The sequence below is a fragment of the Brevibacterium sp. BRM-1 genome (genome assembly GCF_026802075.1).
GTDB lineage: Bacteria > Actinomycetota > Actinomycetes > Actinomycetales > Brevibacteriaceae > Brevibacterium > Brevibacterium rongguiense.
Genome location: NZ_CP113788.1, coordinates 2,293,063 through 2,314,611 on the forward strand (window position 1 = coordinate 2,293,063; position 21,549 = coordinate 2,314,611).

The following is a 21,549-nucleotide window of genomic DNA, read 5'->3' on the forward strand; positions in this document are numbered from 1 at the left end:
CGCCGCGGCCGCGCCCGTGGCGGAGGCGGACGGGAATCGAACCCGCCAGGCCGAGATGCTCGGCCTCACCGGTTTTGAAGACCGGGGAGCCCACCAGGACTCAGACGCCTCCGCCGGTCAGGCTACCAGCGCTGGGCCGTCGGCCGCCGCGGCCCCGCGCGCGCCTCACCTTGGTCCAGCGCATCTCATCGCGCTCAGTGCATTTCACCGCGCCCGAGGTGCGGCACCGTTCGCCCGAAGCGCACCCGAGGTGCGCCCGAGGCGCGCGGGCTGGCCAGAGGGGTCTGGCGGCGAGTGCGCCCTGGGCGGGGCAGGGGGGCCGCTCCTAGACTGGCGCCATGAGCGATGCGACGGTGCCGGCAGACAGCGCAGCAGGCAGTGCGGCGACGGGAGCGGGCCCCGGTGACCGCAGCGCGGGGCCGAACTCCGCGCGGCGGGACTCCCCGGTGCGCCTGACGACCATGGCCCACGGCGGGGGCTGTGCGTGCAAGATCCCGCCGGGCGAGCTCGAGGATGCCGTCGCGGGGCTCACCGGCCAGCGCTGGGACAGTGTCCTCGTGGGCCTCGACGACGGTGACGACGCCGCGGCCGTCCGGGTGCGCGGGGACCTTGCGGTGCTGTCCACGGCGGACTTCTTCACCCCCGTCGTCGACGACCCCTACGACTGGGGCCGGATCGCCGCCGCGAACGCGCTCTCCGACATCTACGCGATGGGCGGCAGCCCGATCGTGGCGATCAACCTCGTGGGCTGGCCGCGCGACCTGCTGCCCATGGACATGCTCACCGAGGTGCTGCGCGGCGGCCTCGCGGTGGGCGAGGAGGCCGGCTGCCCGGTGATCGGCGGCCACTCCGTGGACGACCCGGAGCCCAAGTACGGCATGGCCGTCACGGGCACGGCGGATCCCGCCCGCCTGCTGCGCAACGACGCCGCCCGCGCGGGCCTGCCCCTGACGCTGACGAAGCCGATCGGCGTGGGACTGCTCAACAACCGCCACAAGACCACCGGCGAGGTCTTCGAGGCGGCCATCGCCACGATGACCATGCTCAACCGGGACGCCGCGGCGGCGGCGCTGGCCGCCGGGGTGCAGGCCGCCACGGACGTCACCGGCTTCGGGCTGCTGGGCCACCTGCACAAGATGTGCCGCGCGTCCGGGGTGGGCGCGGTGCTCGACAGCGCCGCCGTGCCCCTGGTCGACGGCGCCGGCGAGGCGCTGCGGGACGGATTCGTCTCCGGTGGCACGCGGCGCAACCTCGACTGGGTGCGCCCGCACGTGCGCGCGGGCGAGGGCATCGGCGAGGCGGAGCTCCTGCTGCTCGCCGACGCCCAGACCTCCGGCGGGCTCCTCGTGGCCGGCGAAGTGCCGGGCTACCCGGTGATCGGCGAGCTCGTCGAGGGCGCCGGCATCGAGGTGCGCTGATGCGCCGGGTGCTGCACTGGCCCGCCCCCGTGTTCTCAGGGATAGCCGCCGCCAGCCTGGTGCTCTTCTTCGTGGTGGGTGGCATGCGGGCCACCGGGCGCATCGGCGACGGCCTTGCCGTGCCCTGCTTCTTCGTGACGATCCTCGCCTGCTGCGCCGCGACCACGCTGGCCGCGGTCGCCTGGCTGCGACGGCGATAGCGGCGCCCGGCGGCGCTGACCCGGCCCGCGCCTCGGCGGGGGTGCGCGGGGCTTATCCTGAGCACGACCGGCGGACACGCGCCTCCCGCCCCGCCGGACCCATCCGCACACGCCGAGGAGCCCGCATGCCCTGGACCGCCACGCCGGACGACGACCGCCGCTTCATGGACCTCGCCATCGAGCAGGCGCGCACGAGCTGGGACGAGGGCGGGGTGCCGATCGGCGCCGTGCTCGTCCACGAGGGCCGGGTGCTCGCCGCCGGCCACAATCAGCGGTTCCAGCAGGACAGCGCGATCCTCCACGGCGAGACGGACACGATCGAGAAGGCCGGCCGCCTGCCGGCCGCGGTCTACCGCGAGAGCGTCCTCTACACGACGCTCTCGCCGTGCATCATGTGCGCCGGAACGGCCCTGCTCTACGAGATCCCGCGGATCGTCGTGGGCGAGAACCGCAGCTTCGAGATGTCCGAGGCCCTCCTGGCCGAGCGCGGCGTGCAGGTCGACGTGCTCGACGACCCCGCGTGCATCGCGCTCATGGAGCGCATGCTCGCCGAGCGCCCCGCGCTGTGGAGCGAGGACATCGGCGTTGACGAGGGCGCGAGCACCAAGGGCGCGCGCTGATGGGCGCGCCCGAACCTCGGCGCCCGGCACAGGGCGACGGCGCCGTCGACACCGGAGCGGCCCCCGCGGCAGCAGGCGCAGCGCCGGCGGAAGAACGGGCGGCCGAGCCCGTCGATCGCGACTACCCCCTGACCCCGGTTCCGCGCTCGGCCCGGCGCTCGGCGTTCTCGATCACTGTGGTCCTCGTGGGCTTCACGATCTTCGCGCCCACCCTCATGGCCGGCGCATCCGTGGGGGCGGCGTTCCGCTTCTCCGAGTTCCTGGGTGTGCTCGTCGTGGGCTCGCTCGTGCTCGGCACGTACGTGGCCGCCGTCGGCTTCCTCGGCGCTCGCACCGGTCTGACCACCGTGGTCATGGCCCGCTACAGCTTCGGCACGGTGGGCTCCAAACTGGCCTCGCTGCTGCTGGGCGGCACCCAGGTGGGCTGGTACGGCGTGGCCGTCGGCACGATCGGGCAGATGACGGGGCTCGCATTCGGCTGGACCGGCTGGTGGGGTCCGGCGCTCATCATGATCGTCGTCTCCGCGCTCATGATGCTCACGGCCCTGTTCGGCTACGAGGGCATGTACTGGGTCTCCCTCGTCTCCACGCCGCTCATCCTCATCCTCGCCTTCTGGCTGACGTTCAAGGGTTTCGCCGAGGTGGGCGGCCTGTCCGGCATGCTCGCCATCGAGCCCTCGAGCTCGATGACATGGGCCGCGGCGGTCACGGCGATCGTCGGCACCTTCGCCTCGGCCGGTACGCAGGCGGCCAACTGGACGCGCTTCGCCCGCAGCGGGCGCAACGCCGTCGTGGCGTGCGGGATCGGCTTCATCGTGGGCAACGGCCTCATGGTCTTCTTCGGGGCCGTCGCGGCGCTGGCATTCGGCGAGGGCGACTTCACCACGCTCCTCATCAGCATGGGGATGATCGGCTGGGGCCTGTTCTTCCTCTTCGGCAACCTGTGGAAGTCCAACGCCGACGCCGCGTACGCGTTCGGCGTGGCCGGCGCGGAGATCACCGGCGATCGCCGCAAGGGCCCCTACATCATCGGCGGGGTGATCATCGGCACGATCCTGGCGCTCACCGGCATCGAGGGCCACATCACGGGCTACCTGAGCCTGCTGGGCGTCTTCATCCCGCCGCTGGGCGGAGTGCTCATCGGCGACTGGCTGGCCCGGTGGCGCCGCGGCCAGCCGCCCGTCGAATCGCTGACGGAGCGGATCCGCTGGCAGGGCCTCGTGCCCTACGCGCTCGGCTCCCTTGCCGCGTGGGTGTCGAACACGTTCGCGCTGGGCATCGCGCCGCTCAACGGCATCGTGGTCGCGCTCGTGCTCGCGTGGGCGCTCAGCCGCTTCACGGCGCCGAGGCGCGAGCAGGCTGCCGCCTGAGCCGCACCTCGGGCGGGGTGGGCGCGGACGTCCTTCGTCGGCGCTGGCCGCCGAGCGAGGCCGCTGAGCGCTGCCCCGCGCGTGGCGTGCCGACCGGCGCCTACGCCCCCGTCGTGATGGAGTCGTCGGTGACGCCGCGGGCGCGGCGCTCGGCCAGGCGCGCCTTCTGCGGCTCGACGACGTACTTGGGATCCTTCGTCGATTCGATCCCGGCCTCGAGGAACCCGAAGCGGGTGAGCGCCGAGGCGGCCATGAGGCTCAGCCCGCTCGCCGCGGCAACGATCCGGTTGCCGCCGCCCACCACGGCGCCGATCCCGCCGGCGATGGCCAGCCGCTCGGCCCATTCGAGCTTGGCCCCCGAGGGGCCCTCCTCGAGCGGCTCGGCCTCGACCGGGTGCATGTTCTCCTTGAGCGCGCGCATCGCGACGACGTCGCCGGTCACGCCCAGCGCGGCGAGGATGCGCGCGGGCATCGTCTCCGCTACCGGTGTCGTCACCATGGCCGAGCCGGCCGCTGCCAGGCTGGCCGAGGACACGAAGACGAACGGCAGCTCATTGCGCGCGGCGTTCCACGTGGGCGTGGCCGTGTCGGCCAGCAGCACGGCGGTGTAGGCGGCCAGCGGCGTGGCGAAGAGGGCGGCCTCGAACCCGGCCGGCGCCTCGGCGAACCGCAGCAGCCGGCGCAGGGGACCCAGCGGCAGCCGCTCCCCCAGCAGCCGGTCGATCTCGTTGACGGCGGTGACACCGGCCCCCGCCGAATAGCCGGAGAGGATCCACGAGCCCAGGCTCATGGGCGAGGTGACCTTGAGCGTGCGCATCATGTTGAGGAACCGCTCGGGCCGGCCCAGATCCGCCACGAGCGCCGCCGCGCCCACGCCGATCGCACCCAGCGCGGTCAGGCGCGTGTTGCGCCGCAGCGTGGCCCGCCCGGTGAGCTGGGCGCCCAGCGCCAGCAGCCCGCAGCCGCCGGCCATGCCCCCCAGGAACAGGTAGAGGGCGATGGGGGAGCCCCAGGGGGCGTGCTTGACGATGGGGCGGCCGTAGTACGAGGTGAACTCGACGTCCTCGACCATCGGCATCTCACGCGAGCCGTCGCCGCCGCCCCGCCGCCCGGCGAACATGCCCCCGCGCTTGCCGCGGCCTCCGGGACCGCCGCCGCGGCCGCCGCGGCGCTTCTTCTTGCCGGTGTCCGGCGGGCGGTAGCTGTCGTACTCCGACGTCATCGACGTCCTCCCAGGAAGGCCACGGCGGAGGCGGCGAGCATGCCCGCGGCGGCGATTCCGGCTCGCTTGAACATGGTGGGCAGGTCACGGGTGGGCACGTGCGGATCCGGCGGCAGCCCGTAGACCTCCGGCTCGTCGAGCAGGAGGAACACGGAGCCGGTGCCGCCCACGCCGTCGTTGTCGTTGGCCCCGTAGAGCCGGGCCTCGCTCATGCCCTGCGCGTGGAGCTGCTCGACGCGCGCGTGGGCCTTGGAGACCATGTCGTCGTGGTCGCCGAATTTGATCGACGTCGTGGGACAGGTCTGCGCGCACGCGGGCGTCTGGCCCTCGACGAGGCGGTCGTAGCAGAGCGTGCACTTGTTCGCGGTGCGCGGGTTGGGGATCTCCTGGTCGACCTTGGGCTTCTCCGCGTGGCCGTCCGGCGGGCTGATCGTGCCGTCGTCGCGGCGCTCGATGACGCCGAACGGGCAGCCGGCCACGCACGTGCCGCAGCCATTGCACACATCGGCCTGGACGACCACGGTGCCGAACTCGGTGCGGAAGAGCGCCCCCGTGGGGCACACGTCCAGGCATCCGGCGTGGGTGCAGTGCTTGCACACGTCCGAGGACATGAGCCAGCGGAACTCCGGAGTGTCCGGCGGGGCGACGTCGAGGTCGGACTGGCCCGCCATGGCGGCGTCGATGGCGGACATCGCCTGCGCCTCGGTGACGCGGCCGGAGCCCGTGCCGCAGGAACCGCAGCCGGACTGGGAGCCGGCGTGCGCCTCGGCTGCGGGATCCGCGCCCGAGGCGCACCCGCAGCTGCCCCCGCACCCGCCGCCCGAGCCGGCCCCGGGTGCGCTGGTCCCTGGCGCGCTCGTCACCGGCGCGCCTGCGCGGGCGGCGGGGGGCCCGACCTGCGGCATGCCCAGGCTGACGAGGGCGCGACCGGATTCGCGGGCCTGTTCGATCCGGTCCTGGCTCTGCTCGATGAACGCCACGTGGCGCCACGTGTTGGCGCCGAGCGACCCGGTGTTGTCGTAGGACGAGTCGAGCAGCTGGAGGTCGCCGTCCTGGGGGTTGCGGTTCCACTCCTTGCACGCCACCTCGCAGGCCTTGCAGCCGATGCAGATCGACGTGTCCGTGAAGAAGCCCTTGCGGCTGTGCGCGTGCTCGTGGTCCCAGTGGACGTCCGCGATGGGGTCCGTGGGGCCGGAGAATTCGTGCGTGAGGCTGCCGCGCATCAGTCCTCCTCGCTCGTCTCGTGGCCTGCGGTGCCGGTGCCGTGCGGGCTCTTCCCGTTCGGGCCGCCGTCCGGTTGGGCGCCGGACGCGCCGGTGCGCGCATCCTGGGCCGCCTGGGCCTCGTGTTCGACGGCGGCCTCTTCCTCCTCCGCCTCGGCGGCGCCGGCCGAGGGCCAGTGGAAGGACTCCCCGGCGCTGGGGTCGACCCCGGGCGGCAGGGTGCCGGACTGCTCGTCGGGAACGGTGATGCGGGTGTGGCCCGTGGCGAGGGTGATGCCGGCCTCCGAACGGTATTTGTCGATCATGTCGAGCAGCTCAGGACCGCGCGGGCGGCGCCCGGGCACCATGGCGCAAGCGTTGGACTTCGCCTCCTGGATCTGCGTGTTCGGATCGAGGACGAGGCCCAGCAGGTCGTTGGCGGAATCACCGCTGACCACGGCCTCGGAGCCCACGCCCCAGTGGTAGGGCAGGCCGATCTGGTGGACCGTGCGCCCGCGCACCTTGAGCGGCTTCATCCGCTCGGTGACCAGCGCGCGGACCTCGATCGCAGCGCGCGGCGAGACGATGGTCGCCCAGCCGTAGGGCTCCACGCCGGTGAGCTCGGCGAGCTCGGGGGAGATCTCGCAGAACATCTCCGGCTGCAGTTCGGAGAGGTAGGGCAGGGTGCGGCTCATGCCGCCGGCGGTGTGGTGCTCCGTGAGGCGGTAGGTCGTGAAGACGTACGGGTAGACGTCCCCGCCGGGCTCGCCGGCACCCGGGGCGTAGAGGTTGTCCTCGCGGGCGAACATGACGCGCGACGGGCTGTTCTGCTGCGCGTAGAGCGGGTTGCCCACGTGCGATTCCGGCGGTTCGTAGTGGGTGGGCAGGGGGCCGTCGACCATGCCGTTGGGCGCGAAGAGCCAGCCCTTGCCGTCGGCCTGCATGATGAAGGGGTCATCGCCGGCCAGGGCTGCGGGGCCGCCGGCACCGGGCTCCGGCTGCGCACCGGGGGCGCGGTCGGCTGGGAAGTCCGGGACGTCCGGGCCGGTCCACTTGCCGGCTTCGGCATCCCACCAGATGAGCTTCTTGCGCTCGCTCCAGGGCCTGCCCTCCGGGTCCGCGGAGGCGCGGTTGTAGAGGATGCGGCGGTTGGCAGGCCAGGCCCACGCCCACTGCGAGGCGATCTCGTCCTGGTCCTTGCCGGGCACGCGGCGGGCGGCCTGGTTGACCCCGTCGGCGTACACACCGGTGTAGATCCAGCACCCCCCGGAGGTGGAGCCGTCGGCCTTCATCTGCGTGTAGCTGGACAGGGGCTTGCCGGCGTCCGGGCCGGACTCGAAACGCCCGTTGATCTCCGCGAGCACGGAGACGGGGTCCGGGTCGCCCTCCTCGTCCACGGGGTAGTCCCAGGTGAGGTCGAGCAGCGGGCGGTCGCGCCAGTCGGTGGAGCCGGCCAGCTTCTCACGGATCTTCACGCCCAGTTCGAACATGAACTGCAGCTCGCTGCGCGCATCCTCCGGCGGCTTCACTGCCTGGTGGCGCCACTGGACCATGCGCTGGGTCTGGGTGAACGAACCGGCCTTCTCCGTGTGGTTGGCGGCGGGCAGGAAGAAGACCTCGGTGTCGATGTCCTCCGTGACGAGCTCACCGGTCTCGATCTCGGGGCCGTCCTTCCACCAGGTGGCGGATTCGATGAGGCTGAAGTCGCGCACGACGAGCCACTTGAGGTGGGACATCGCCATGCGCTGCATGCGCCCGTTCGCGGAGCCCACCGCCGGGTTCTGGCCGAGCAGGAAGTAGCCGTCCACCTCGTCGCGTAGCATGCCCATGGCCGTCTGGTAGGTGCCGTGGGCCCCGGACAGGCGGGGCAGGTAGTCGAAGGCCCAGTCGTTGTCCTTCGTTGCCGCGTCGCCCCACCAGGCCTTGAGCAGGTTGACCGCGTAGACGTCCGCGTCGGCCCAGAAGCCCTTCTGCTCCTTGGTGCCGACCGCGTCCACCCACTGCTGGAACGTGTCGTGCGTGCCCACCTTGGGCATGGGCAGGTAGCCGGGCAGCAGGTTGAACAGCGTGGGGATGTCCGTGGAGCCCTGGATCGTCGCGTGGCCGCGCAGCGCCATGATGCCGCCGCCGGGCCTGCCCATGTTGCCCAGCAGCAGCTGGAGGATCGCCGCGGTGCGGATGAACTGCGCGCCCTGCGAGTGCTGGGTCCAGCCCACCGCATAAGCGAAGCACGTCGTGCGGTCGCGGTTGGAGTTCTCCGTGATCGTCTTCGCCAGGTACTCGAAGTCCGCGGGCGAGATGCCGCAGGTCTCCTCGACCAGCTGGGGGGTGTAGCGGGCGTAGTGGCGCTTGAGGATCTGGAAGACGCTACGCGGATGCTGCAGGGTCTCATCGCGCTTGGGCCGCCCGGAGCCGATGGGTGGGCCGCCGCTGCCGTGGGATTCGCCGGAGGAGGCGCCGTGGCCCTCCGCATCGCCCTCGTCCGCCGACCCGTCGCCCTGGCCGCGCTCGCCGCCGGCCTGGGAGGTCCCGTCGTCCTCCATCTCATAGGCCCAGGTGGCCATGTCGTATGCACCGGTCTCCGAGTCGAAGCCGGAGAACAGGCCCTCGAGGTCCTCGGTGTCCTTGAACTTCTCGTTGATGATCATGGGCGCGTTCGTATACGCGCTCACGTACTCCTTGAACCACAGCTCGTTCGTGATGGCGTAGTTGATGAGCGCGCCGAGCAGCACGATGTCCGTGCCCGCGCGAATGGGCACGTGCTTGTCCGCCACCGCTGTGGTGCGCGTGAAGCGCGGGTCGATGTGGATGACCTTGGCGCCGCGCGCCTTGGCCTCACTGACCCACTGGAACCCGACGGGATGGCATTCGGCCATGTTCGAGCCCTGGATGACGATGCAGTCGGAGTTCGCCATGTCCTGGAGGGACTGCGTGGCTCCGCCGCGTCCGAACGAGGCTCCCAGACTGGGAACCGTGGCGGAGTGTCAAATGCGCGCCTGATTCTCCATCTGGATGGCGCCCGCGGCGGTGAAGAGCTTCTTGGCCAGGTAGTTCTCTTCGTTGTCGATGGTGGCGCCGCCCAGGCTAGCGATGCCCATGGTCCGGCGCAGGGGCCGGCCCTGGGGATCCGCGTCCTGCCAGTGGTTGCGGCGGGCCTCGAGGAAGCGGTCCGCGATCATCTCGACGGCCGTGTCGAGGTCGAGCTCCTCCCAGTCCGTGCCCTTGGGGCGGCGGTAGAGGACCTTCTTCACGCGACGCGGCGAATTCACCAGCTGCTCGCTGGCGGCGCCCTTGGGGCACAGCCGTCCGCGCGAGACGGGGGAGTCCGGGTCGCCCTCGATCTGGACGACCTTCTCGTCCTTGACGAAGACGCGCTGGCCGCAGCCCACGGCGCAGTAGGGGCACACGCTCTGGATCACCCGGTCCGCGGTGGTGGTGCGGGGTTCGACGGCGCGCGTCTTGCCCGACGTGACAGCCGGCCCGCGGCCGGTCACGTCGCCTGAGGTGAACTGCCGGATGACAGGCCACTCGAGGAAGCTCAAACGCGCCATGGTGCGGATGCTACACCCGGGTCCGGACACGGGCTCCGCGCCGCGGCGCGGGGTGCTGTCGCCCTGGCCCGCCGCCGAGGCGCGCCGCGGGTTGGCGGGGATCTGCGGGCTCCGCAGCAGTGCGTATTTCGGAGCAGTCGGAGACGTGAGCCGGCGGTGCGGGTTTTCGGCATGCCGGGTTTGCGAAAAGACGCGAGGCGGTTGGCTCCTCCACCGCGGCTGGAAGGGGTGGAGCCTCCATCCGGTTCTTACTCAGCGAATTGCCAGTAAGCGTCGACATGTGCTTATATGAGCGTCGAACTTTCCATCGGGGCCGCGCCGCCGATGTGCGCGCTCACCGATTGCTGCCGGTAACACTCCTCTGGTCGATACTCCTGGCATCCCTGTGTCCTTCTCGTCTCGATCACCCTGTTGGAGTTCCCATGAAGCGCATCCGCGCGATCGCAGCGTCCATCCTCGCCTCCGGTGCCCTCATCCTGGGCGGCCTCGTCCCGGTCGGCACCGCCTCGGCAGACACGTACGTGTCCTACGACGTCACGAGGCTGTCGGCCGGCAACCTCGTGATGAGTGATTACGAGTGCAAGAACACCGACGTGCGGATGACACATCGTGGAACCAACGCCGACGAATGGTCGGTCATGGCCGAAGTCAGCCGCAACGGCGCCGTCACGAGCTACGCAGACTTCGGTACCGATGGAGACCGTTCGAAGACACGCGTTCAGGTGTGTATCTATTCAGGATTCGGCAAGTACACGATCGGCCCGAGCCGCGTGTCCGTGAATACGTACGATTTCAGCGGCTACAAGAGCTTCACCGACTACACGCGCGGTTCCTTCTACGTTCGCGCCAAGGCTCGGACCCAGCTCGGTGCCGCCCGCCACGGGCGCTCGGTGCGGCTGACGGCGCGCGCTCAGCGCTACAACCCGGACAAGTTCGGCTACACCGCCTATAACCCGACGGCCCGCCTTCAGGTGAAGTCCGGGCGCCACTGGAAGAACCTCAGGACGGTCCGGCTGCACGGCGGCCGTGCGGCGGTGACCGTGAAGTCGAAGGCCAAGCGCACGTACCGCGTGACGTTCGGGCAGGTCAGCTGGGCCACCGGCGCAACCTCGCGCAGCGTTCGCCGATGAGCGGCGGCACGGTTACACCGGCCGGTGCGCGCATGTGGCTCGGATTCGCCGCGCTGTTGGGCGCGCTCGCCCTCGTCGGCGCCGCGATCGTGCCCGCTGCGCCGGCGGCGGCCGCCGGGCGCCTGTCCCTCGACGTGACCCGCCTGTCGGCCAAGGACCGGGTCGTCTCCGCCAGCGGCTGTTCCAAGGTCCGCGTGCACATGGTCAAGCGGAAGTCGGCCGCCGCCGAGGTGTGGGCCGTGGACGCGCGGGTCCGCAAGGGCAAGCGCACGGTTGCGTCCGCGTTCTACAACTACGAGGGCGCTCAGGGCACCGTGGTCGTGCGCGTGTGTGCCAAGCGCACCGGGTTGGGCCGCTACGAGCTCGGACCCGCCCGCGTGGTCATGGCCGATTGGGATTCGCTAGGCCGGACGCGCACGGACCGCACGAAGGGCGCGTTCTACCTGCGCGCGAAGGCGCGCACCCAGCTGAGCCCGGCCCGTCACGGCCGCTCGACTCGCCTGAGCGTGCGCGCGCAGCGCTTCGACCCGAAGTCCGCCCGGTACACGGCGTACAGCCCCCGGGCTCGGGTGCAGGCGAAGACGGGCGGGGGCTGGAAGACGGTGCGCACCACCCGCCTGCGCGGCGGCCGGGCCACGGTCACGGTGCAGCCCGCGCACACCTACCGCGTGACTTTCGGCCGCACCAGCTGGGCGACGGGTGCCACCTCGCGCGCCGTGCGCGGCTGAGCCGCCCGCTCAGCACCCCCGAACGACCTCGCACGGGCCCTGTGGATGCCACGGGGCCCGTGTCCGTGCCGCGTGAGAGCATGGCGCCATGTCCCCGGACCCGCTGCCCTACGTCACCGAGCAGGCGATCGCGCGCCTGGTGGGAGGCACGGTGGCCCAACGGGGACGCGAGTACGCCGGTGATGGCTCGGTGGGCGACGTCGAATGGCAGACCCCCACCGGAACACTCGTGGGCGACGTGGCCGGAACCGGCCCGCACCCGTATGTCACCACCGTGCACCTGCAGGCCGTCGGCACCGCCGCCGGCGGCAGCGTGACCCGCTACGACCCCGTGCGGGCGATCTGCACGTGCCCGGTCAAGGTCAACTGCAAGCACGCTGCCGCAGTGCTCTACCGGGTCAGCCTCGACGCCATGCGCGCCCAGCTGACCTCGGCCCTGCCCGGCCCGGGCACCTCGGCCCCGGATGCCGGCCCCGGTCAGGCCGGGCCGCCGCCTCTCCCCGCCGAGGCGGCCCAGGGCACGCTGGCCGATTCGCACGTGCCGCGCGGCCCCGAACGGGCGGCCGTACCGGAATGGAGGCAACTGCTCAGCCCGGTGGTCGCCGGTGCTGCGACCGCGACCCGCGCCGAACCCCTTGCGCTGGGCTTCGACCTCATCGTCAAGCCCCGCGCCAGCTGGTTCGACCGCACTGCCGCCCGCTCGGCGTCGTTTGAGGACCTGGCTGCGGGCACCCCCGTCCACGTCGCCATGCGGCCGCTGCAGCGCGGCAAGCGGGAGAACTGGATTCGGGGCGACCTCAGCTGGCGCACCTTCATGCACGCCTCCGGGCTGCGTGCGTACGACCGGGAGCAGGCTGCGCTCCTGGGACAGATCTACCGCCTCTACCTCGCGGACTACCAGGGCTATCCGGGGGACGGGAATCTGCTCAACCTCGACGACTTCCGCGATTCGCTCCTGTGGAACCTGTTCGAGCAGGCGTCGGACAAGGGCGTCGCGTTCGTCGGCGCAGGCTTCATCGACGGGGTTGAGATGGGCGCCGCCGCGACCGCAGGCCTGCGCGCGGACCCGGACGGTGAGGACCTCCTCCTCACCCCCTGGGCAGAGATCGACGGTGTCGAACTGGCCCATCCACTGCCCATCGGCACCGGGGGCATGGCCGCCCTCACGCAGGCGGGGCAGGGGCGAAGGAAGCGCGCGGACCTGCTGCTCGCTCCCGCGGTGGAGCCCCTCAATCCGCGCCTGGCCGCTCTCTTCGCTCACGGGCCGGTGCGCGTGCCCGCCGCAGACCGCGAGGACTTCTTCACCGGTCTCTACCCCGGCCTGCAGTCCGCGGTCACCGTCACATCCAGCTCCGACCTCGTCGAACTGCCCGTCATCGCCGATCCGGTGCTGCAGCTGCGCGCGGATTACGGGGCGAACGACGTCCTGATGCTCGCGTGGTCCTGGCACTACTCCGATCCGCCGCGCCAGGTGCCGGTGCGCCGGGCGGGCGACCACCGCCGGGACCTCGCGTTCGAAGACCGCGTCCTGAGCGCGGTGCGCGCGGACTTCCCCGAGGCCGCGCTGAGCGACCGCGAGTACCTCACGGGCATCGCCACCGCGGAATTCACGGTCCACGTGCTGCCGCGCCTGCAGTCCCGCGACGACGTCGAGGTGACGGTCGAGGGCGAGCGGCCCTCCTACCGCGAACTCGAGGGCACGCCGGTCATCACCGTGGAGACCACCGGCACGGAGCACACGGACTGGTTCGGCCTGGGCATCGTCGTGACCCTCGGCGGGGTGAACATCCCCTTCGGGGCCCTGTTCAAGGCGCTCGCCCTCGGCCACGACCGCCTCATGCTGCCGGATAAGACCTATTTCCGCCTCGACCACCCCAATCTGCAGCAGCTGCGCCAGCTCATCCAGGAGGCGGAGGCCCAGGGCGAGTGGAAGCCGGAGAACCCCGGAATCAGCCGCTACCAGCTCAGCCTCTGGGACGACCTCGTCCAGCTGGCAGACGAATCGACCGAAGCGCACGCCTGGCAGTCCTCGGTGGCGGCACTGCGCAGCCTCGACGACATCCCCGCCGCCGAGGTGCCGGGTACGGTGCGCGCCGAGCTGCGCGACTACCAGCGCGACGGGCTGCGCTGGCTGGCCTTCCTCTACCGCCACCGGCTGGGCGGCATCCTCGCCGATGACATGGGCCTGGGCAAGACGCTGCAGGCACTCGCCCTCATCGCCGCTGCGCGCCTCGAGGGCCGCGGTGATGACGAGCTCATCGTCGTCGACGAGGAAGGAGTGGTCTCCGCACCCCCGTTCCTCGTGGTCGCCCCCGCCTCGGTTGTCGGTGTGTGGCGGGCAGAGGCACGGCGCTTCGTGCCCGACCTCGACGTGCGGGTACTCGACACCACCGCGCGCAAACGCGGCACCTCGGTCGCCCAGGCAGCGGCCGGGGCGGACCTCGTCGTCACCTCGTACACCCTCCTGCGCACGGACGAAGCGGAATTCGCCCAGGTGGAGTGGGACGGTCTCATCCTCGATGAGGCGCAGGCGGTGAAGAATCGCAATTCGAAGGTCTACCGCGCCGCGAAGAAGATCCGCGCGCCCTTCCGGCTGGCGATCACCGGCACGCCCATGGAGAACTCGCTGGCGGACCTCTGGTCGCTCCTGTCGCTGACCGCCGCCGGGCTGTTCCCCAGTGCAGCGAAGTTCAAGGACGACTACATCCGCCCCATCGAGGAGGGCATCGATCCGCTGCGCATCACCCGGCTGCGCAAGCGGCTGCGCCCCTTCATGCTGCGCCGCACGAAGGACGCAGTGGCGGCCGACCTGCCGGAGAAGCAGGAGCTCATCGAGACTGTTCCGCTGGCCCCGCGCCACCGGCGGCTCTACGACCAGATCCTGCAGCGCGAGCGCAAGAAGGTCCTCGGACTGCTCACGGACATGGACGATGACTCCAACCGGATGATCGTCTTCCGCTCGCTGACACTGCTGCGCATGCTCGCGCTCGACCCCACAGTCATCGACGGCATCGACGCCGACGGGGTGCCCTCGTCCAAGCTGGAGGCGCTGCTCATCCGGCTCGAGGAGGCCATCGAGGAGGGCCACCGGGTCATCGTGTTCAGCCAGTTCACCTCGTTCCTGCGGCATGTGCGCGATGAGCTCGACGACCAGCGCATCGAGTACGCCTACCTGGACGGGTCCGTGACGATGCGGCGCCGGGCCGCGGTCATCGACGAGTTCAAGGTCGGCAGCGCCCCCGTGTTCCTCATCAGCCTGAAGGCCGGCGGGGCCGGGCTGACCCTGACCGAGGCCGACTACGTCTTCCTCATGGACCCCTGGTGGAACCCGGCCACAGAGGCACAGGCGATCGACCGCACCCACCGCATCGGCCAGGACAAGAACGTCATGGTCTACCGCCTGGTCGCGGAGGACACGATCGAGGAGAAGGTGCTCGCCCTCCAGGCACGCAAGGCCAAGCTCTTCGACGACCTCATGAGCGGCGGCGAGGGCTTCAGCTCCGGCTTCACCGCCGATGACCTGCGCGAGCTGTTCGGGGGCTGAGGCACGGCCGCGGGTGCGAACGGTGAGAATGGGGCCATGACCATCCCCCCGGTGCGCCGCCCCGAGCCCGTTTCCGTCGTCCGCAACGTGCGGCCCTGGGGCGGTGCGCCCTGCGACATCGCCATCTCCGGCGACCGCATCGTCGACATCCGTCCGCATGCGCCGGGCACCGCGCAGACTCCCGCGGCCGGGGCGCCACCCGCCGGCGCCCAGGGTGCGCTCTCGCGGCACAGCGGCCCCGGTGATCCCGGTTCTGCAGTCGCCGAGGCGGTGGTCGATGGGCACGGCCTGCTCGCGCTGCCCGGCATCGTCAACGCCCACGCACACGTGGACAAGTCGTGGTGGGGGCTGCCGTGGCAGTCCTATGCGGGCGAACCGACCACCGTGAAGCGCCCCGGGTTTGGTTCCGACTCATCTGAAGGAGAATCGGATCATGCCCAAGAAGTACGACCAGCAGTTGCGTGAGCACGCCGTCAGGATGGTGCTCGACAAGCGCGCCGCCGAAGCATGCTCACAGCGCGTCGCGATGGACGCCGTCGGAGCCTCGCTCGGTATCGCGCCGGCGACCATCCGTAACTGGATGCCCCGTGCCGGCGAACAACTAGCCATGGCGGGCGCGGCAGCGCCGCGTGAGTCGCTCGAGGAAGAGAACCGGCGCCTTCGCCGCGAACTCGCAGAGACACGGCGCGCGAACGAGATCTTGAAGAAAGCATCGGCTTTTTTCGCAGCGGAACTCGACCGCCCCACGACGAGATGATCCGGTTCATCGACGAACACAAGGGTCAGTTCGGGGTCGAGTCCATCTGTCGCGTGCTGGGCGCGACGGAGTGTGGGTTCATCACGTCGCGTGGCTACCGGGCAGCGAAAGCCCGCCCGCGCTGCGCGCGAGCGATCCGTGACGAGGTCCTCATCGACGAGATCCGGCGCGTCCACCAGCAGAATTACGGCGTGTATGGCCACCGCAAGATGTGGCACGCGATGCGCCGCCAGGGCTGGATGATCGGACGCGACCAGACCGCCCGGCTCATGAAAGTCGCTGGGCTGCACGGTGTTCGGCGCGGGCGTCACCCGTTCACGACCGTCGCGTCGAAGCTGCCCGATCACCGCCCGGACCTGGTCGAGCGTGACTTCCACGCGTTGGCGCCGAACGAGCTGTGGGTGGCGGACATCACGTACGTGCGCACCGTCGGTGGGTTCGCGTACACGGCGTTCATCACCGATGCGTGCACAAGGAAGATCGTCGGCTGGTCGGTCGCGTCGTCGCTGACGACGCAGGCGTTGCCGATGATCGCGTTGCAGCAGGCGATCACCACGACCCCGGCGGCGCGTCAGAGCGGACGGCTCGTGCATCACAGCGACCGCGGAGTCCAGTACGTTTCGCTGGCGTACACCGACACGTTGGCCGAGCACGGCGTCGCGCCTTCGGTTGGGACAGTAGGCGATTCGTATGACAACGCCTTGGCTGAGACGGTCAACGGCTTGTACAAGGCCGAGCTGATCTACTCACGCACGACGTGGCCGTCGACATCGGCGGTCGAATTGGCGACGCTGGAGTGGGTCAGCTGGTGGAACCGTCAACGCCTGCACGAAGCTCTCGACTACCGCACGCCCGCCGAGGTCGAAGCGGCCTACGATCAATCCCAGGCGAGAGCCCTCGTCACCACATAAGCGCGGAACGAAACCCAGGGCGCTTCAACCGAGGGGCGAATTGCCCACGAGCGCGCGCTGCGCGACGACCTCGGCATCCCCGGTGCGGAGCAGACCGCGCGGGTGCTCGAGCAGATGGTGTCGATGGGCACGACGGCGATCCGCACGCACGTGGACGTCGACACGGGACTCGGCCTGCGCGGCATCGAGGTCGTCCGCGCGGCCGCGGCCGCGTACGAGGGAGCGCTGGACGTGCAGATCGTCGCCTTTCCCCAGGACGGGATCCTGCGCCGTCCCGGTGTCGCGCAGCTGCTGCGCACCGCCGCGGAACAGGGGGCCGAGTGCATCGGGGGCCTCGACCCGGCCGGCATCGACCGGGACCCAGTGGGCCAGCTCGACCTCCTCACGGCCCTCGCGGCGGACACGGGCACCGGCATCGACATCCACCTCCACGACCCGGGGGAGCTGGGTGCCTTCCAGATCGAGCTGCTGTGCGACCTGACGGAGCAGCGCGGCCTGCAGGGGCGGGTGAATCTCGCCCACGCCTTCGCGCTCGCCCAGGTGGATTCGGCCCGCAGGTCAGCGCTGCTCGAGCGAATGGGCGGCCTGGGCATGACGGTGACGACGGTCGCCCCGCTGCGCCTGCCGCAGCTGCCGTACCGGGAGCTGGCGGAGCACGGAGTGCGGCTGGGCCTGGGCACCGATGGGATCCGCGACCTGTGGAGCCCTTATGGCACGGGGGACACACTGGGGATCGCATGGCAGTTCGCGCGCGCCTCGGCGCTCAACGAGGACGAGGCGCTGTTCGAGGCGGTGCGCCTGGCCACGACCGACGGTGCGTGGGCCGTCGGGCGCGGCCCCGGGGCCCACGACCTGGTGGTCGGTGCCCGCGCCGACATTGTCCTCGTCGACGCGGTCAATCCCATGGATGCGCTGGTGCGCACGCCCGATCGCGCGGCGGTGATCGCCGGGGGCCGCCGGCTCCGCTGATCCGCATCCCGAACCAGTAGGCTTGCCTCAGTCGATGACATGGCCGCCCGGGCCGTTGGAGGGACACCGTGAAGCTGCTGACTGTGCGCGCCCCGCGCCTCACCACTGCGCTGTGCGCACTGCTCCTCGCCGCAGGCGGTTCTGCCCTGGCGAGCACCGCGGAACCGGCAGCGGCCGCCCAGCCTGCCTCGGCGGCGGTTGCCGAGCACGCAGCGCAGGCGGCGGGCCTGCCCAGCGCCGAGCCGCTGGCGAAGAAGACCCAGCCCGGGCTGGGAGGCGGCCCCGGTGAAGCGCCCACACAGGAGCAGAGCACGGACAGCGACGACGGCGAGGGGCGCACCCGCGTCATCGTCATCTTCGCGCTGCTGCTGGGCGCGGTGGGCATCGGCCTGACCGTCTGGGCATTCCTCACCTGGCGCCGCGGTGACGCGCGCCCGCGGGGCCGCGGCCAGCGTCCTGCGGGTGATCACGCCCGTGGCGGTCAGGTGCGCGATGGACAGGCCCGCACTGGTCAGGACGGCGCAGCGGCCCCGCCGCAGGCGGGCGCGGAGCACCGGGCGCGCAGCCAGAAGCCGGGCCGCAAGCACTGAGGGCGCCCCGCGCGGTTGTTGCGAGCCTGGAACAAGCCTGCAACCCGGTGCGGAGCGGTCTTCGAGAGTCTGAGGGTGTCAGAGAAATTCCGGCACCACCGGACTTTGGAGGACATCATGGCACGCACCTGGAAGACCGCACTGGCAGGCATCGGCGCCGCCGCAGCCCTGGGCATCACCGGCGCGATGATGGGCGGTGGCCCCGCCTCGGCGAACAGCTTTTCGGATACCGATCAGCTGCCGTCGAAATACAGCCCGACGTTCACCTACAACGACGCCGACGACGCCTTCTGCGCGCAGGCCGGCGGATGGAACTACCACGTTGTCCTGAAGCCGCAAAACGGGGTGGGGCCGAGTGTCGACGCCCATATCGCGGCATGGGACCAGCAGTGCTGGAGCCTGGAGACGGCCTATGAGGACACCGAGTACTCCTTCATCGCCATCGGCCTGGGGGACAGCGGCGAGGCCACCGGCGATGTCATCTCGCGGGATTCGTTCTACAGCTGAGAACGCGGACGCAGTGCCGGCCGCACCCCGTCCAGGGTGAGCGGTCCGTGCTGACACCGAGAAGAGGGGCCCGACCTCCAGGTCGGGTCCCTCTTCATTCGTGCGGGCACCTTCGCGCTGCGCGCGTTCATTCCTGGAGGTGTTGGCGCACCTGCTCGCCGATGCGCCGCATGGCCGCGAGGACCTCATCCCGGGGGTCGCCGTGGGCACCCGCACCGGCCGCCGTGCCCGGGTCATCCCAATTGGCGAGGACCGCGTACGCGAGAGCGCGCTCACCCGCGCGCACGCACCCCACATCGATCCGCGCCGTCTCGATGGTTCCAGTCTTGTTCCACAGGGCGACCCCGCGGTCGGCGAAGCCGTGTGCCAGCGGATCGAGGCCGAAGGCCCCCGCGGTCATGGACAGGTCCGCATCGGCGCTCAGCCAGCCCCGCAGGCGTGCCGAGACTGCAGGGCTGACGAGCTCACCGGTCTCGATGCGGGCGCAGGCGGCGGCGAGTTCCGCTGCCGTTCCCGTCGACAGGGCGGGAGGATGCTCAGGCCCGCGGTCATCGCGGACGAAGTCGTGCAGCCCGGACTTTTCGAACCCCAGCCGACGGGTCAGCGCCGCCACGGCCGGCACACCCACCCGGCGCAGCAGCATGTTCGTGGCCATGTTGTCGCTGAAGGCGCCCACCAGCACCGCGAGGTCGGCAGCGCTCTGCTCCTGCTGGCCGAACAGGTAGAGGATCCCCGAATCGGCGATCCGATCCCCCGGCGTGGGGGCCAGCACCTCCGCGGGATCGAGGGCGCCCTCCTCGAAGCGCCGCGCGACCTCCGCCAAGAGGAAGATCTTGCCGACGCTCGCGGTGTTGAGCACGCGCTGGGGTTCGTGCTCGGCAAGCACGGGACCGCCTGCCTCGTCGATCCGCACGGACCACCGGATGCCGCGAGTGGGCAGGTCGAGTTCGATCATGGCGCCTCCGTCGTCGTGGGTGCACCATCCTGCCAGCCCGGGCGTCGGGGAACCGACGGGGCCCGCCGCGCCGCGCGCCGGACTGCGAATTTCGAAGTACGACTGGAAGTCGAGATGACGGGTAAAGCCCCAGGTGAGCGGGTCATTTGCGCTCACCGGTGAGGTTGGCAGGCGCGGCTGGCGGCAGGGGGCGTTGTTGACCCGCGGAACTCGAATCCGTAGCGTCGTGAGACGGACGACACATTTTCAGCGCCGTCGGCGACCAGCGGGCGGCACGACTTCCCGGAGGTCTTCGTGAGCAGTCCAGCCGCCCAGCCCCACTCCCCATCGCCCGGTTCGGGGCCAGCGCACAGCGCCGCCGGGAAGGAGCCTGACCTGCGCACGGTGCGCAAGGCGGTGGCCGCCTCGGCGATCGGCAATGCGACCGAGTGGTTCGACTACGGCATGTTCGCCGTGTCGACCGCCTACATCACGGCGCACTTCTTCCCCGGTGAGCACGGCCAGCTCGCCACCCTGCTCACGTTCGCCGTGTCGTTCGTCTGCCGTCCCCTGGGCGGCATGGTCTGGGGGCCGCTGGGCGACCGGATCGGGCGCAAGAGCATCCTCGCCATGACGATCCTGCTCATGGCGGGTGCGACGTTCCTCATCGGCCTCACCCCCAGCGTCGCGACGATCGGCGTGGGCGCGCCCATCATCCTCATCCTCCTGCGCATCGTCCAGGGCTTCTCCTCGGGCGGTGAGTACGGCGGCGCCGCCACGTTCATGGCCGAGCACGCCCCGGACAAGCGGCGCGGGTTCTACGGCAGCTTCCTGGAGTTCGGCACCATGGCCGGCTTCGCCCTGGGCTCGCTCATCGTGCTGCTGGGCGAGCTGACGATCGGCTCGGACGCCATGATGGCGTGGGGCTGGCGCGTGCCGTTCCTGCTCGCCGGGCCCATGGGCCTCATCGGCCTCTACCTGCGCATGCGCCTGGGGGAGTCGCCGGTCTTCGCCGAGCTCGAGGAGCAGGACCGCGAAGCGCAGACCGTGGGCGGGGTGTACCGGGAGCTGATCACCCACCACCTCAAGCAGGTGCTCGTCATGGCGGGCCTCGTCATCGCCGTCAACGTCGTGAACTACACGCTGCTGTCCTACATGCCCACGTACCTGGGCGCCGAGGTGGGCCTCGACCAGACCACGACGCTGACCATCATGTTCATCGCGCAGTTCGCCATGATGGTCGTCATGCCGTTCGGCGGCGCGCTCTCGGACAGGGTGGGCCGCAAGCCCATGTGGTTCTTCTCCCTCATCGGGCTCATCGTGTTCTCCGTCCCCATGTACATGCTCATGGCCAACGGCTTCGTCTGGGCGCTGCTGGGCTTCGCGGTCCTGGGGCTGCTCTACATCCCGCAGCTGTCGTCGATCTCCGCCACGTTCCCGGCGATGTTCCCCACCCACGTGCGGTTCGCGGGCTTCGCCATCACGTACAACGTGGCAACGGCGGCGTTCGGCGGCACCGCCCCGGCGGCCAACGACTTCCTCATCGACAAGACGGGCAGCCCGCTCGTGCCGGCGTTCTACATGATGGCGGCGTGCGTGATCGGCCTCGTGGCCACCTTCTTCATGAAGGAGACGAAGGCGGCCTCGCTGCGCGGCACCCAGGTGCCGGAGACCGGGGTGGCGCCCACCGTCGACGGCGAGCCCGTCGCCCGCTGACGCGGCAGCCCGCCCCGGCACGTCTTCCGGAGTAGTCATCGCACCCGAGGCGCCGGCCGGCCGCGCTCGGCCCGCACCTCGGGCGCTCCTCCGCCGCCGAGGCGCGGGCGGGCACGGCGCCGCCCGTGCCCGAACGCGCGCGGTCAGGTCAGTGGGCGCTGGGCCACGGTCATGTCCGCC

At 71.0% G+C, this 21,549-nt stretch carries 16 protein-coding genes, 1 tRNA gene and 1 pseudogene; 13 read left to right on the top strand and 5 right to left on the bottom strand.

All coding sequences use genetic code 11. The features are described from left to right. Positions 1-17 precede the first annotated feature (17 nt). Positions 18-112, bottom strand: a tRNA-Sec gene (locus tag BRM1_RS10100). Positions 113-461: 349 nt separating this feature from the next. Here BRM1_RS10100 and selD point away from each other — a divergent pair. The 4 genes from selD (at position 462) to codB (ending at position 3,608) form a co-directional block, all read left to right on the top strand. Next, positions 462-1,418: a selenide, water dikinase SelD gene (selD, locus tag BRM1_RS10105; protein ID WP_268529815.1), complete on the top strand. Its 957-nt coding sequence runs from the start codon at positions 462-464 to the stop codon at positions 1,416-1,418. After that, positions 1,418-1,618: a hypothetical protein gene (locus BRM1_RS10110; RefSeq protein ID WP_268525602.1), complete on the top strand. Its 201-nt coding sequence runs from the start codon at positions 1,418-1,420 to the stop codon at positions 1,616-1,618. The genes selD and BRM1_RS10110 overlap by 1 nt, the downstream gene beginning before the upstream one ends. Before the next feature lie 125 nt (positions 1,619-1,743). Then, positions 1,744-2,238 carry a nucleoside deaminase gene (locus BRM1_RS10115; RefSeq protein ID WP_160952006.1) on the top strand — a complete coding sequence of 165 codons (495 nt, stop codon included), beginning with the start codon at positions 1,744-1,746 and terminating at the stop codon, positions 2,236-2,238. Further along, positions 2,238-3,608, top strand: coding sequence for a cytosine permease (gene codB / locus BRM1_RS10120; protein ID WP_160952007.1), 1,371 nt, complete (start codon positions 2,238-2,240; stop codon positions 3,606-3,608). The genes BRM1_RS10115 and codB overlap by 1 nt, the downstream gene beginning before the upstream one ends. Positions 3,609-3,708: 100 nt before the next feature. Here codB and nrfD read toward each other — a convergent pair whose 3' ends face one another. From nrfD to fdh, 3 genes and pseudogenes are all read right to left on the bottom strand, one after another. After that, positions 3,709-4,830, bottom strand: coding sequence for an NrfD/PsrC family molybdoenzyme membrane anchor subunit (gene nrfD / locus BRM1_RS10125; protein ID WP_160952008.1), 1,122 nt, complete (start codon positions 4,828-4,830; stop codon positions 3,709-3,711). Further along, a complete protein-coding gene (locus BRM1_RS10130; RefSeq protein ID WP_160952009.1) occupies positions 4,827-6,053 on the bottom strand; it encodes a 4Fe-4S dicluster domain-containing protein in 1,227 nt (408 codons plus the stop codon). Before BRM1_RS10130 ends, nrfD begins: the two co-directional genes overlap by 4 nt. A gap of 227 nt (positions 6,054-6,280) precedes the next feature. Continuing rightward, positions 6,281-9,583, bottom strand: a pseudogene (gene fdh, locus BRM1_RS10135) (formate dehydrogenase); the annotation flags it as partial. A gap of 422 nt (positions 9,584-10,005) precedes the next feature. Here fdh and BRM1_RS10140 point away from each other — a divergent pair. The 8 genes from BRM1_RS10140 to BRM1_RS10175 all read left to right on the top strand — a co-directional run bounded on the left by BRM1_RS10140 (position 10,006) and on the right by BRM1_RS10175 (position 18,719). Further along, positions 10,006-10,713: a hypothetical protein gene (locus tag BRM1_RS10140; protein ID WP_268525607.1), complete on the top strand. Its 708-nt coding sequence runs from the start codon at positions 10,006-10,008 to the stop codon at positions 10,711-10,713. Then, complete coding sequence (locus BRM1_RS10145) at positions 10,710-11,441, top strand: hypothetical protein (RefSeq protein ID WP_268525609.1); 732 nt, start codon at positions 10,710-10,712, stop codon at positions 11,439-11,441. The genes BRM1_RS10140 and BRM1_RS10145 overlap by 4 nt, the downstream gene beginning before the upstream one ends. Before the next feature lie 88 nt (positions 11,442-11,529). After that, positions 11,530-14,985: a DEAD/DEAH box helicase gene (locus BRM1_RS10150; protein ID WP_268525610.1), complete on the top strand. Its 3,456-nt coding sequence runs from the start codon at positions 11,530-11,532 to the stop codon at positions 14,983-14,985. A gap of 36 nt (positions 14,986-15,021) precedes the next feature. Next, positions 15,022-15,450: a hypothetical protein gene (locus BRM1_RS10155; protein WP_268525612.1), complete on the top strand. Its 429-nt coding sequence runs from the start codon at positions 15,022-15,024 to the stop codon at positions 15,448-15,450. Beyond that, positions 15,419-16,653, top strand: a protein-coding gene (locus tag BRM1_RS10160) for an IS3 family transposase (protein WP_268525614.1) whose coding sequence is annotated in 2 segments (ribosomal slippage) — positions 15,419-15,701 and positions 15,701-16,653 — 1,236 coding nt in all. Because the reading frame shifts where the segments join, the coding sequence is not laid out codon by codon here. Before BRM1_RS10155 ends, BRM1_RS10160 begins: the two co-directional genes overlap by 32 nt. Positions 16,654-16,755: 102 nt before the next feature. After that, positions 16,756-17,622 carry an amidohydrolase family protein gene (locus BRM1_RS10165; RefSeq protein ID WP_268525616.1) on the top strand — a complete coding sequence of 289 codons (867 nt, stop codon included), beginning with the start codon at positions 16,756-16,758 and terminating at the stop codon, positions 17,620-17,622. A 68-nt stretch (positions 17,623-17,690) separates the two neighbouring features. After that, a complete protein-coding gene (locus tag BRM1_RS10170) occupies positions 17,691-18,212 on the top strand; it encodes a hypothetical protein (RefSeq protein WP_268525618.1) in 522 nt (173 codons plus the stop codon). A 75-nt stretch (positions 18,213-18,287) separates the two neighbouring features. Beyond that, complete coding sequence (locus BRM1_RS10175) at positions 18,288-18,719, top strand: hypothetical protein (RefSeq protein ID WP_160952017.1); 432 nt, start codon at positions 18,288-18,290, stop codon at positions 18,717-18,719. Between the two features lie 127 nt (positions 18,720-18,846). On the opposite strand, the gene BRM1_RS10180 is transcribed toward BRM1_RS10175, so the two are convergent. Next, entirely contained in the window at positions 18,847-19,674 is an 828-nt protein-coding gene (locus BRM1_RS10180) for a serine hydrolase (protein WP_160952018.1), read from the bottom strand. 294 nt (positions 19,675-19,968) lie between these two features. On the opposite strand from BRM1_RS10180, the gene BRM1_RS10185 reads away from it, so the two are divergent. Continuing rightward, complete coding sequence (locus tag BRM1_RS10185; protein ID WP_268525622.1) at positions 19,969-21,369, top strand: MFS transporter; 1,401 nt, start codon at positions 19,969-19,971, stop codon at positions 21,367-21,369. Positions 21,370-21,549: the final 180 nt, after the last annotated feature.

Coding starts and splice junctions, on each gene's coding strand:
- BRM1_RS10110 (WP_268525602.1), top strand. CDS start 1,418: ATGCGCCGGGTGCTGCACTGGCCCGCCCCCGTGTTCTCAGGGATAGCC.
- BRM1_RS10115 (WP_160952006.1), top strand. CDS start 1,744: ATGCCCTGGACCGCCACGCCGGACGACGACCGCCGCTTCATGGACCTC.
- nrfD (WP_160952008.1), bottom strand. CDS start 4,830: ATGACGTCGGAGTACGACAGCTACCGCCCGCCGGACACCGGCAAGAAG.
- selD (WP_268529815.1), top strand. CDS start 462: ATGGCCCACGGCGGGGGCTGTGCGTGCAAGATCCCGCCGGGCGAGCTC.
- BRM1_RS10180 (WP_160952018.1), bottom strand. CDS start 19,674: ATGATCGAACTCGACCTGCCCACTCGCGGCATCCGGTGGTCCGTGCGG.
- BRM1_RS10155 (WP_268525612.1), top strand. CDS start 15,022: ATGACCATCCCCCCGGTGCGCCGCCCCGAGCCCGTTTCCGTCGTCCGC.
- BRM1_RS10145 (WP_268525609.1), top strand. CDS start 10,710: ATGAGCGGCGGCACGGTTACACCGGCCGGTGCGCGCATGTGGCTCGGA.
- BRM1_RS10150 (WP_268525610.1), top strand. CDS start 11,530: ATGTCCCCGGACCCGCTGCCCTACGTCACCGAGCAGGCGATCGCGCGC.
- BRM1_RS10130 (WP_160952009.1), bottom strand. CDS start 6,053: ATGCGCGGCAGCCTCACGCACGAATTCTCCGGCCCCACGGACCCCATC.
- BRM1_RS10140 (WP_268525607.1), top strand. CDS start 10,006: ATGAAGCGCATCCGCGCGATCGCAGCGTCCATCCTCGCCTCCGGTGCC.
- codB (WP_160952007.1), top strand. CDS start 2,238: ATGGGCGCGCCCGAACCTCGGCGCCCGGCACAGGGCGACGGCGCCGTC.